The organism is Kitasatospora sp. NPDC088264 (assembly GCF_040685715.1).
GTDB lineage: Bacteria > Actinomycetota > Actinomycetes > Streptomycetales > Streptomycetaceae > Kitasatospora.
Genome location: NZ_JBFBIR010000030.1, coordinates 1 through 11,605, shown reverse-complemented (window position 1 = coordinate 11,605; position 11,605 = coordinate 1). Strand labels below are relative to the sequence as shown.

10 protein-coding genes and 1 pseudogene are annotated in these 11,605 nt (G+C 73.3%); 9 read left to right on the top strand and 2 right to left on the bottom strand.

Going from position 1 to position 11,605, the window contains the following annotated elements:
* Positions 1-26: 26 nt before the first annotated feature.
* Genes AB0O82_RS22755 through AB0O82_RS22740 form a run of 4 tightly spaced genes read left to right on the top strand, consistent with a single transcriptional unit; the run spans position 27 to position 3,721 of the window.
* Positions 27-1,301: an aminotransferase class III-fold pyridoxal phosphate-dependent enzyme gene (locus AB0O82_RS22755; protein WP_363585775.1), complete on the top strand. Its 1,275-nt coding sequence runs from the start codon at positions 27-29 to the stop codon at positions 1,299-1,301.
* Between the two features lie 18 nt (positions 1,302-1,319).
* Entirely contained in the window at positions 1,320-2,180 is an 861-nt protein-coding gene (locus AB0O82_RS22750) for a TauD/TfdA family dioxygenase (RefSeq protein ID WP_363585774.1), read from the top strand.
* Positions 2,177-2,947 (top strand): SDR family oxidoreductase, encoded by a 771-nt coding sequence (locus AB0O82_RS22745; protein WP_363585773.1) that lies wholly within the window; start codon positions 2,177-2,179, stop codon positions 2,945-2,947. The genes AB0O82_RS22750 and AB0O82_RS22745 overlap by 4 nt, the downstream gene beginning before the upstream one ends.
* Positions 2,948-2,950: 3 nt before the next feature.
* A complete protein-coding gene (locus AB0O82_RS22740; protein WP_363585772.1) occupies positions 2,951-3,721 on the top strand; it encodes a methyltransferase domain-containing protein in 771 nt (256 codons plus the stop codon).
* Positions 3,722-3,821: 100 nt separating this feature from the next.
* On the opposite strand, the gene cpt is transcribed toward AB0O82_RS22740, so the two are convergent.
* The gene (gene cpt / locus AB0O82_RS22735) at positions 3,822-4,388 is read right to left on the bottom strand and encodes a chloramphenicol phosphotransferase CPT (RefSeq protein ID WP_363585771.1); all 567 of its coding nucleotides are present in this window, start codon (positions 4,386-4,388) and stop codon (positions 3,822-3,824) included.
* 250 nt (positions 4,389-4,638) lie between these two features.
* On the opposite strand from cpt, the gene AB0O82_RS22730 reads away from it, so the two are divergent.
* From AB0O82_RS22730 to AB0O82_RS22720, 3 genes are read left to right on the top strand one after another with little or no spacing between them, the layout of a single operon-like run.
* Complete coding sequence (locus AB0O82_RS22730; RefSeq protein WP_363585770.1) at positions 4,639-5,805, top strand: terpene synthase family protein; 1,167 nt, start codon at positions 4,639-4,641, stop codon at positions 5,803-5,805.
* Positions 5,802-7,217, top strand: a complete 1,416-nt coding sequence (locus AB0O82_RS22725) for a cytochrome P450 (RefSeq protein ID WP_363585769.1) — start codon at positions 5,802-5,804, stop codon at positions 7,215-7,217. Before AB0O82_RS22730 ends, AB0O82_RS22725 begins: the two co-directional genes overlap by 4 nt.
* Positions 7,214-8,611, top strand: a complete 1,398-nt coding sequence (locus AB0O82_RS22720) for an FAD-binding protein (protein ID WP_363585768.1) — start codon at positions 7,214-7,216, stop codon at positions 8,609-8,611. The genes AB0O82_RS22725 and AB0O82_RS22720 overlap by 4 nt, the downstream gene beginning before the upstream one ends.
* Before the next feature lie 150 nt (positions 8,612-8,761).
* Here AB0O82_RS22720 and AB0O82_RS22715 read toward each other — a convergent pair whose 3' ends face one another.
* Positions 8,762-8,986, bottom strand: a complete 225-nt coding sequence (locus AB0O82_RS22715; protein WP_363585767.1) for a hypothetical protein — start codon at positions 8,984-8,986, stop codon at positions 8,762-8,764.
* 243 nt (positions 8,987-9,229) lie between these two features.
* Here AB0O82_RS22715 and AB0O82_RS22710 point away from each other — a divergent pair, with 243 nt between their 5' ends.
* Both AB0O82_RS22710 and AB0O82_RS22705 read left to right on the top strand, forming a co-directional pair.
* On the top strand, positions 9,230-10,570 hold the full coding sequence (locus tag AB0O82_RS22710; RefSeq protein WP_363585766.1) for a GH1 family beta-glucosidase: 1,341 nt from the start codon (positions 9,230-9,232) through the stop codon (positions 10,568-10,570).
* A gap of 45 nt (positions 10,571-10,615) precedes the next feature.
* Positions 10,616-11,490: pseudogene (locus AB0O82_RS22705) on the top strand (IS5 family transposase).
* The last annotated feature ends 115 nt before the right edge of the window (positions 11,491-11,605 follow it).

The following is an 11,605-nucleotide window of genomic DNA, read 5'->3' as shown; positions in this document are numbered from 1 at the left end:
CCCCAGACCCATGGAAGGCGGACCTCGTGTCCCAGCTCTCCCCGGTGCTCAAGCAGGCCACCCCCGTCGTCGCCACCCGCGGCGAAGGACTCCACCTCTTCGACGCCGACGGCCGCCGCTACCTCGACTTCACCTCCGGCGTGGGGGTGACCAGCACCGGCCACTGCCACCCGCGCGTGGTGGAGGCGGTGCGCGAGCAGGCCGGCCGGCTGATCCACGGCCAGTACACCACCGTGCTGCACGACCCCCTGCTCACCCTCACCGAGCGGCTCGGCGAGGTGCTGCCGCCAGGCCTGGACTCGCTGTTCTACGCCACCGCCGGCACCGAGGCGGTGGAGGCGGCGCTGCGGCTCGCCCGGCACGCCACCGGCCGGCAGAACGTGATCGTCTTCGAGGGCTCCTTCCACGGCCGCACCATGGGCGCGGCCGCGCTCACCACGGCCGGCAGCCGCTTCCGCGCGGGCATCGGCCCGGTGATGCCCGGTGTCGCGGTGGCGCCGTTCCCCGACGCCTTCCGGCTCGGTCTGAGCCTCGGGCTGAGCGAGGCGCAGGCCGTGGAGCACGCCCTGCGCGGACTCGACCAGGTGCTCGCGACCGTCAGCGCCCCCTCCGAGACCGCCGCGATGTTCGTCGAACCGGTGCTCGGCGAGGGAGGCTACGTGCCCGCGCCCGCCGGGTTCCTCGCCGGGCTGCGCGAGCGCGCGGACCGGCACGGCATCCTGCTGGTCGTCGACGAGATCCAGACGGGCTTCGGCCGCACCGGCCGGTTCTGGGCCCACCTGCACCACGAGGGCGTGGTGCCCGACGTCCTGATCACGGCCAAGGGCCTGGCCAGTGGCTTCCCGCTGTCCGCGATCGCCGCGCCGACCGACCTGATGCGGCGGGCCCGGCCCGGCTCGCAGGGCGGCACCTACGGCGGCAACCCGGTGGCCTGCGCCGCCGCGCTGGCCACGCTGGACGTCATCCGGGACGAGCAGCTGGTCGACAACGCCGCCGAACAGGGATCGCGGCTGCTGGACGGCCTGCGGGCGGTCGCCGCCGGAGCGCCGGGCGTCGCCGACGTCCGGGGCCTCGGGCTGATGATCGGCAACGAGTTCTGCCACCCGGACGGCTCTCCGGACCCGGACACCGCCAAGCGCGCCCAGCAGGCGGCGGCTGACCTCGGCCTGCTGCTGCTGATCTGCGGTATCCACCTGAACGTGGTCAGGATGATCCCGGCCCTGACCGTCACGGCCGGGCAGGTCGACGAGGCGCTGGCGCTCTGGTCCAAGGCGGTGGCGGCGGCCGCCGCCCAGCGGTAGAGAGGAGTGGTTCCGCACATGTACGACGACACGGTGTCCGAAATCGGCTGGAGCAGCGAGGAGTTGGAGGCGCGGCGGGAGCAGTGGTCGCTCCCGCTCGACGAGGGTGAGCGACAACTGCTCTGGGCGGACGCGCGGGCCGGACGGTGGGGCGCGGCCGAGCCGGTCCGGGCGAAGCTGCGCGCGCTCGTCCAGGGCGGTGCCCGTTCCGTCGGCGTCGCCCACGTCACCGGGCTGATGGATCCGACCGCCCCGGAGGAGGAGGTCGCGGCGGCCCTGTCGTTCCTGCTGCGGGACTTCGGCGAGATCGTCCCGCAGAACGGGCGCGGCGACCTCACCCAGGTGCTGCACGACCAGGACGGCGACGGCAACACCGAGCTCGGATTCCACTGCGACACCTGCGACCTGCTCGTCCTGCTCTGCATCCAACCCGCCTACAACGGTGGAGGGTTGACCAAGCTGGCGAGTGCGCGGCACGTCTACGACCTGATCAAGCGGGAGCGGCCGGACGCCCTCGCCACCCTCACCGAGGACTGGACCTTCGACCGGACCGGTCGGGCCGGGCCCCAGGTCGTGGTCTCCCCGATCCTCTACACCCAGAAGGACGGGACCATCGCCTGCTACTACCAGACCCGCACCGTCCGCTCGTCCCCCGACCGCGGCGGCCCGCCGCTGACGGACCGCCAGTGGGACGCGCTCGGTGTGCTCGACGAGGTGCTCTACCGGCCCGAGATCGCCTTCGGCCTCCCGATGGCCGCCGGAGACCTGCTGATCATCCGCAACAGCCGGGTCCTGCACGGGCGTTCGGCCTACGTGGACGAGCCTGCGCCGAACTCCCGGCGGATGCTGCGGATCTGGATGAACACGGAGGACATGTGACCGGGAGCGTACAGGCGCCGCACGGGCGGACGGCCGTCGTCACGGGCGGCGGCAGCGGGCTCGGCCGGGCCGTGTCCCTGGCCCTGCTGGGCGCAGGCTGGTCCGTCGCGCTGGCCGGGCGACGCAAGGACGCCCTCCAGGAGACCATCGCCCTCGCGGAGGTCGACCCCGCCCGGGTGCTGGCCGTCCCGACCGACATCCGCCAACCGGAGGAGGTCGCGGCCCTGTTCGACGCCGTCCGCGACCGCTTCGGCCGGGTCGACCTGCTGTTCAACAACGCCGGCGCCGCCGCCCCGCGCCGACCCATCACCGAGACCCCGTTCGAGGACTGGAACCGCGTCCTGGACACCATCGTCACCGGGGGCTTCCTCTGCGCTCGTGAGGCCTTCCGGGTGATGAGCACCCAGTCCCCGCAGGGCGGGCGCATCATCAACAACGGCGCGCCCTCCGCCCACGTCCCGCGGCCCAACTCCATCGCCTACACGGCCGCCAAGCACGCCGTCCTCGGCCTCACCAAGGTGCTCTCCCTGGACGGCCGCGCGCACGGCATCGCGGTCGGCCAGATCGACGTCGGCAACGTCACCCCGGTCGACGGCGGCCCGCAGCCCGCCGCCATGCAGGCGGACGGCACGATGGCGGTCGAGGCGACCATCCCGGTGGAACGCTTCACCGAGGCCGTCCTGCTGATGGCCTCGATGCCGCCGGACACCAACGTCCAGTCCCTGACCGTCCTGCCCACCACCATGCCGTACATCGGGAGGGGCTGAACCGTGCTGGTCAGCGCACGCTGCTTCGACGAGTACCGCGCGATGTTCGCGCTCACCGACGGCGACCTCGCCCCCGGCCGGCGCATCCTGGACTGCCCGGGCGGCGCGGCCAGCTTCACGGCCGAGGCCGGCCGGCGCGGCATCGACGCGGTGGCCGTCGACCGCGAGTACGCCCGCCACCGGGAGGACCTCGGCGTCCTCGTCGAACGGGAGACCCGGCACAAGCGCGACCAACTGGTCCGAGAGGCATCGGACTTCGTCTGGACGTGGTACGGCGACCCCGACCGCCTCACCCGGCAGTGGATCGCCAACGCCCGCGACTTCCAGGCCGACATCGCCGCCCGCCCGGACCGCTACGTCGCCGGCTCACTGCCCGAACTCCCGTTCGCCGACGACTCCTTCGACCTGGTCCTCAGCTCGCACCTGCTCTTCTCGTACGGCAACCGGCTGGACGGGGACTTCCACCTGGCGGCCCTCCTGGAACTCGCCCGGATCGCCCGCCGCGAAGTCCGGCTCTTCCCCGTCATGGTGTACGACACCGGTGTCCGCTACGGGGAGCTGGACGGGTTGCGCCAACACCTGGACGTCCTCGGGATCACGAGCCGCGTGGAGCGGGTGGACTACGAATTCCAGCCCGGTGACAACGAGTTGCTCGTGCTGTCGTGCGCCGACTACCGGCCGCTGGCGCGGACCGGGGCCGGAGCGCCGGGAGCCGACGCGTCGGTGCCGAGCGCCGCCGACCCGGTGCGGTGGCGGCACCGGGAGAACCCCTGACCTCAGGCCTGAGCCCTGCCCGTGCCCCTGGCCCTGACCGACGCCGACTCCGCGTCGGTCAGGGCCAGGGGCCTGACCTGGGCCTGGGCCCAGGCCCAGGTCACCCGCCCACGGGGGCGGATCCGGCGGCGCCGCCCCCGAGGTGGGCGGCAATCCTCCGCGCGCACTCCAGCGACTCGGTGCGCGAGGTGTCCACCTCCAGGTCGTAGCGCACGCCCTGGTGGACCAGCTCCGCCTGCGAAGCGGCCATCCCCAGGATCCGGTTCCCCCGGGCAAGCTCCCGGCCGGTGGCCACCGCCGCCTCGCAGCGGACCCCGACCCACAGCACGTCCAGGCCCACGAGTGCCTTCTCCCAGCGGAGTTGGGACTCCGACCGGCCGAGGAAGACCTCGTCGACGATCACCCGCGCGCCCGCCCCCGCCATGGCCGCGACCCCCGCGATCCACGCCGCCTCCAAGGCCCGGAACGCAGCCCCGACGCTCACCCCGCCATCGGCCGCGAAGCCGATGCCCCCGTCCGTATCGTGCAGGGACGCGGGCGCCGCCTCGATCAGGGTGTCGACCCCGACCGTCAGCCAGGGCTCCGGCAGCACCGCCTGCAGGCACCGGGCGATCCCGGACTTGCCCGAGCTGGAACCGCCGTTCAGCACAATCACCTGAGTCGCCATCCCGCCACCGTAGCCACTCCGGCACCACGTCCCAACCGGTTATCGGACGCCCGGCGAGAGCCTGGCCGCCGAGGGGTGGGGCGCGTCGGGAGGGGGTGGGACTGGTCACGGTCCGTGTCGACGTGGTGACGGCGCGATCACTCGTGCGGGGGAAAAGCGATGGTTGCGCTTTGAACAGTCGCGGTGGCTGGCCAGACTGGTCCTTCTCCGACCGGCCGGTCGGAGGTGGTGAGCGAGGGGGAGCACGGGCATGGGCATTTCGCCGTACCGCGGCATGTGCGGCCTCGCCGCCGAGCACCCCGGAGGCCCGGACCTCCTCGCGGGAGTCGCCAGACCGGCGCCGCACGGCGAGGCCGACGCCCTCCGCCGGGACGTCGGGGCGTGGCTGGTGGCGAGCGGCGTGCTCGGCGGTGACGTCCAAGGGTTCCTGGCACAGGGCCACCTGGACCTGGTGGCGGAGGCGTGGGGCGACGTTCCCCGGGGTCCGCGGCTGGTCGCGGCGGCGAAGTGGCTGGTGCTCACCTGGATCCTCGACGACCGCTTCGACGACCAGTGGATCGGCGGGCCCGTCACGGCGGCCCGGCGGACCGTCCGGGCACTCACGGACGTCCTGGGCGGTGGTTCGGGCGGCGGTTCGGACGGCGTTCTGGGTAGCGTTCCGGGCGGCGGCTCGGGTGGCGGCTTGGGTGGTGCTTCGGACGGCGGTTCGGATGGCATCGAGCCGCCCGGCGACGCACTCGTCGAGGCGTTCGCGGTGCTGTGGCGGGAGACGGCCGAGCTGACGCCGCCGCAGTGGCGGTCGCGCTACGCGGCGTACTTCCGCGCGTACCTGGACACCTCGCTCGGCTACCTCGACGAGACCCCGCTCCGCGACACCGCCTTCCGCGACACCGCCTTCCGCGACACCGCCTTCCGTGACACCCCCTTCCAGGACCTCGGGGCCGCCGCCCCGGCCGGCGCCGTGCAGACCGTCCCCGAGTACCTCCGCCGACGGGACCAGGACGGCGCCGTGTCGTGCGCGGCGGGCTGGATCGAGCTCGCCCACGGCCTGGACCTCGCCGACGAGGTGTTCCGGCACCCGAGGGTGGCGGACCTGCTGATGCGCTTCAACCACGTCGTCTGCTGGGTCAACGACCTCTACTCCGCAGAGGGGGAGTCCGCCGCCGGGAACGGCAAGAACCTGCTGCGCTCGTTCACCGTCCACGAGGGCCTGGCCCCCGAAGAGGCGTCGGCCCGGCTCGGGGCGCTGTGCGAGGCCGAGTCGACGACGCTGGAGTTCCTGGCGGACGGCATCGCCCGCGACCCTTCGTCGCCCGGCGAGGTGCGGGCCTTCGCCCTCGGACTGGTCCGCTTCACCCGCGCGCTCATCCACTGGACGGCGACGGCCGCCCGCTACCATACGGAGTCACCGCGATGATCCCCCGTCCGCCCGGCGGCCTGCCGCTGCTCGGGCACCTGGTGCCGTTCCTGCGCGACCCGCTGGCGTTCCTGCGTTCCCTGCCCCGGTACGGCGGCCTCGTCCAGATCAGACTGGGGCCGGTCTCCGCGGTGGTGGTCTGCGACCTGGAGCTGACCCGGCACGTCCTGCGCGAGGACCGGGTCTTCGACAAGGGCGGGTTCCTGTTCGAACGGGTCCGCGACTTCGCCGGCAACGGCCTGGTGACCTGCCCCCACGCCGACCACCGCCGCCAGCGCCGCTACGTCCAGCCCGCCTTCCGCGCCGACCGGATCGCGCGGTACACGGAGGTGATGGCCCGGGAGGCCCGGCGGCTGGCCGGGTCCTGGAGCGACGGGCAGGAGGTCGACATCACCGCCGAGTTGAGCCTGGCCGCCGGGCGCAGCCTGGTCTCGACCCTGTTCACCCGGCTGCCGTTCACCGGCCTCCAGGAGACCGTCGACGACTTCGTGCTGCTGATCGGCGGCTCCTACCGGCGCATGCTGCTGCCCCACCGGCTCAACCGGATCCCGCTGCCGGCCAACCGCCGCTACGACGCCGCCCGCAGCCGGCTGGTGCGCCTGGTCGACGAGGTCGTCACCGCCTACCGCGCGGATCCGGAGGACCGGGGCGACCTGGTGTCGACGCTGGTGGCCGCTGACGCGGGCGGGCAGGCGCTCTCCAACGCGGAGGTCACCGACCAGGTGATGACGATCTTCGCCGCCGGCTTCGACACCATCGCCAACTCCACCGTGTGGGCCCTGCACCTGCTCGCCCAGCACCCGGACATCGCCGATCGGGTCCGGGCCGAGGTGGACGCGGCCCACGTGGACGCGACCGGGGTGACCGTGCTCGGGGTGAACGCGCCCGAGGCGGACGCGCTCGGTGTGGACGCGGCCGAGACCGACGCCACCCCGGCGGCCGGCACGTCGGCGAGCGTGGACGGGCTGGAGCTCACCACCCGGGTCGTCCGCGAGGCCGTCCGGCTGTACTCCCCGGGCTGGCTGCTCACCCGCGTCACGGCCACCGACACCGAACTCGGCGCGCACCGCCTGCGCGAGGGCACGACGGTCGTCTACAGCCCCTACCTCCTGCACCGCCAGTCCGCCCTGTTCCCCGACCCCGACCGCTTCGACCCCGAGCGGTGGGTGGGCGTCCACCCGCAGCGCGGCCCGTTCATCGGCTTCGGCGCGGGACCGCGCCGCTGCGTCGGCGAGCAGTTCGGCATGACCGAGTCCGTCCTGCTGCTCGCCACGATCATGCGGGCCTGGCGGCTGGAGCACGTCCCCGGCCGGACCGTCCGCGAGCTGCCGCTCGCCACGCTGCGCCCCGGCCCGGTGTGGATGCGCGCGACCCGCCGGGACGGCCTCGCCTCCACCGGAGCCGCCGGGTGAGCACGGCCCTCGTCCTCGGCGGCGGCCTGGCCGGCACGCTGGCCGCCGCCGCCCTGGCGCCGCACGCCCGGACCGTCACCGTTCTCGAACAGGACGTCCTGCCCGTCCTGCCCGGCCCGCGCCGGGGCCTGCCGCAGGGCGAGTTCAGCCACATCCTGCTCGGCGGCGGCGCGGACGCCGTCGAGGAGGTCCTGCCCGGAACGCTCGACGCCCTGCTCGCCGCCGGCGCCCACTACCGCTCGATCCCCGCCGGCCTGCTGATGCGCCTCGGGCCGGGCTGGCTCCAGGGCTTCGACTCGCCGGCCTACCTGATCGCGTGCAGCCGCCACCTGCTCGACCACGTCGTGCGGCGGCGGCTGCGCGAGCAGGCGAACGTGACGGTCCGCGAACGCACCTCCGTCCTCGGCCTGGTGGGCGGCCCGGGCCGGATCGTCGGGGTCCACATCGAGAACCCGGACGGCTCGCGGGAGACCCTGCGGGCCGACCTGGTCGTGGACGCGACCGGCCGCCGCTCCCGCGCCCCGGAGTGGCTGCGCGCGCTGGGGGTCAAGGGCCTGTGCGAGGAGACGGTGGACGCCGGACTCGCCTACGCCGCCCGGGTGTTCGAGACGCCGGGCGGAAACGAGGGCTTCCCGGTGGTGAGCATCGTGCCCGTCCCGGGGCGTGGCCGGCCCGGTCGGGGCGCCACCATCATCCCGATCGAGGACGGGCGCTGGATCGTCACGCTCTCCGGCACCCGGGGCGGCGAACCCGCCAGGGGCGAGCGCGAGTTCCACGACTTCCTGAAGGCGCTGGACCACCCGGTCGTCCACGACCTCGCCCGTGCCGCCCGCCCGCTCGGCCCGATCCGCACCTGCCACGGGACACTGAACCGCCGGCGCCGCTACGAATGCTACGAGGGCGGCCCGCTGGCCGGGTTCGCCGCCACCGGCGACGCGGTGGCGGCGCTGAACCCGGTGTACGGGCACGGCATGACGGTCGCCGCCCAGTGCGCCGCCGCCATCCGCGCCGCCGTCGACAGCGAAGGCCTGCACCCGGGGGTGAGCGCACTGATCCAGCGGCGGATCGCCAGGGTCGTCGACACGCCCTGGGACATGGCCAAGGACCAGGACGAGGGCTTCCCGGACGCGCTGTCGAGCCACCCCGCCACCGCCGCCGGGCCCGCCGCCGTGTTCACCCGCTGGTACACCCGCCGGGTGCTGGGCGCGGCCCTCACCGACCCCGCCGTCTCGGCCGCCTACTTCGAGGTGTTCTCCCTCGCCGCCAGACCCGCCCGGCTGGCCAGGCCCGCGGTGGCCCTCGGCGCACTGCGACCCCGGCGTGCCCACCCGCCGACCGCCGGCCAGGCGATCGCCCGCTTCCCGGGGGTGGCCGCACTGGCCGGGCCGTACTGACCGGCCCGGACGGTCGGAACCGCCCAACCTCCCGCTCAGGTGCTCCTGTTCACGCCCTCGCCGTCGCCGTTGCCGTCGCCGCCCTCGGACGCCCAGGTCCTGTCCCGCCAAGATCGGTCGGACGGACCCGGGGCGACCTGACGGCGTCGGTCACCGAGCCGCCGCGGCCATGGCCTCGCGAACGGTGATCAGGCATGGATCGCAGTAGCGGTCCGGGCCCGCCGACTCCCCGCCGCCCGCGGCCGGCGCGACGCGCTGGGCGGGTTCGAGGAAACGTCCGCACAGGGACGTCGACGAGTCGTTCTTCGTCACCACGTGCCACACCACGGCCGGCGGTGACACCGCCGGGTCGTGCTCGGCCCACATCTCGTACACGGCAGCCTCCCGAATCGCTGGGGCCCGGTCACCCCATGCAACCTCCCTCCCCGGCGGTCGGCCACCGGACGGGGCCCGGTGGGATGGCGCGCGGGCGGTCGGGGCCCGTCCGGCCACTCCCGCCGGGGCGCGCGCCGCGCTCCTCCGGCCGGGTTTCCCTTGTCGTGGTGGCCGGTTGCCCCTGGCGTTTCGGTGTCGCGTCAGTAACATGAGTTCCCCTCACGTTCACGTCAGGAGGCAGTCATGCCGGACCGCTACGACCTGCCGACGGGGTTCCGCTGGGGCGCCGCCACCGCCGCCTACCAGATCGAGGGGGCGGTGACCGAGGACGGCCGCGGGCCCTCCGTCTGGGACGTCTTCGCGGCCCGCCCCGGCGCCGTCCGCGACGGCCACACGGGCGCGGTGGCCTGCGACCACTACCACCGGTACCCCGAGGACATCGCGCTGATGAAGGACCTCGGGCTCGACGGCTACCGCTTCTCCATCGCCTGGCCCCGCGTGCTCCCCACGGGCAGCGGTCCCGTGAACCCCGCCGGACTCGCCTTCTACGACCGCCTGGTGGACGCCCTCCTCGACGCCGGCATCACCCCGCTCCCCACCCTCTTCCACTGGGACCTCCCGCAGGCCCTGGAAGACGGCGGCGGCTGGTTGAACCGCGACACCGCCCACCACTTCGCCGACTACGCCGCGATCGTGACCGACCGCCTCGGCGACCGCGTCCCCGCCTGGATCACCCTCAACGAGCCCTTCGTCCACACCGTCTTCGGCTACGCCCTGGGCACCCACGCCCCCGGCCGCACCCTGATGCTGGAGGCCCTCCCGGCCGCCCACCACCAGCTCCTCGCCCACGGTCTGGCCGCCTCGGTCCTCCACGACCGCGGCCTGGAGGTGATGCTCTCCAACAACCTCACCCCGGTCGAGCCGGCCACCCCCTCCGACGCCGACCTCGCCGCCGCCCAGGCCTACGACGCCCTCCACAACCGCCTGTTCACCGACCCCGTCCTCCTCGGCCGCTACCCCGACCTCTCCGCCCTGGGTGTCCCCGACGACCTGTACGGCGCCATCCACCCCGGCGACACCGACCTCATCGCCGCCCCCGGCCTCGACGGCCTCGGCCTCAACTTCTACAACCCCACCCGCATCGCCGCCCCCACCGATCCGGGCCTCCCCTTCGACTTCGTCGACATCCCCGACGTCCCCCACACCGCCTTCGGCTGGCCCGTCGTCCCCGACGCCCTCCGCCAACTCCTCCTCAACCTCCGCGACACCTACGGTAAATCCCTCCCACCCATCACCATCACCGAGAACGGCTGCTCCGTCACCGAGTCCACCACCCCCGACCAACCCCGCATCGACTTCATGTCCGCCCACCTCGACGCCCTCGCCGCCGCCATCGCCGAAGGCATCGACATCCGCGGCTACTACACCTGGTCCCTCCTCGACAACTACGAGTGGGCCGAGGGCTACCACCAGCGCTTCGGCCTCATCCACGTCGACTTCGCGACCCAACAGCGCACCCCGAAGGCCTCCTACACCTGGTACCGCGACCTGATCGCCGCCCACCGTGCGAGGTCCGCGAACTAGGGCGTGTTTCAGAAGTGGATCAAGGTCATGCGATGATCTTGATCCGTGGCTCGGGGAGATCTGACGGATGCCCAGTGGGTGGTGCTGGAACCGCTGCTACCGCAGGGCATCAAGCCCGGTCGGCCGCCGGTGCACACCAAGCGGCAGCTGATCAACGGCATACGGTTCCGCACCCGCTCGGGCATGCCGTGGCGGGATCTGCCCGAGCAGTACGGGCCGTGGGAGACGGTGTGCGGGCTGTTCCGCCGCTGGCAGCGCGACGGCACGTGGCACCGGATCCTTGAGCAGTTGCAGGCCCGCGCCGATGCGAAGGGCCTGATCACCTGGGATATCTCCGTGGACTCCACGATCGCTCGCGCGCACCAGCACGCGGCCGGTGCGCGCAAAAGGGGGACCTTCAGGTCGAGCCGCCCGGCGGCGTCTTCACCGAGCCCGACGACCACGGGCTCGGACGCTCCCGCGGCGGGCTGACTACCAAGATCCACCTGGCGGTCGAGCAGGCGCAGAAGCTGATGTCGCTCGTGATCACCGCTGGGCAGCGCGGCGACTCCCCGCAGTTCCAGGTGGTCCTGGGCCGTATCCGTGTGCCGCGTCTCGGTCCGGGGCGGCCACGCACCCGGCCGGACAAGGTCCGCGCCGACAAGGCGTACGGCTCGCGCGCGAACCGCGTCTACCTGCGCAGACGACGCGTCTTCTGCACGATCCCGGAGAAGTGCGACCAGGTCGCCAACCGCAAGAAGCGCGGCCCCCACGGCGGTCGGCCTCCGAAGTTCGACAAGGACGACTACAAGGAGCGCCACGCGGTGGAGTGCGGGATCAACCGCCTCAAACGCCACCGCGCAGTCGCCACGAGGTATGAGAAACTCGCCGTCCGCTACGAAGCGACCGTGCTGGTCGCAGCCATCAACGAGTGGCTGTGACCAGCACTTTCGAAACACGCCCTAGGCAGTGTCGTCAAAGGTCAGGCCCACATGAGGAGTGAGGCGAGGGTGGCGGCGGCTTGGTAGGACACGGCGGTCTTGTCGAACCTGGTGG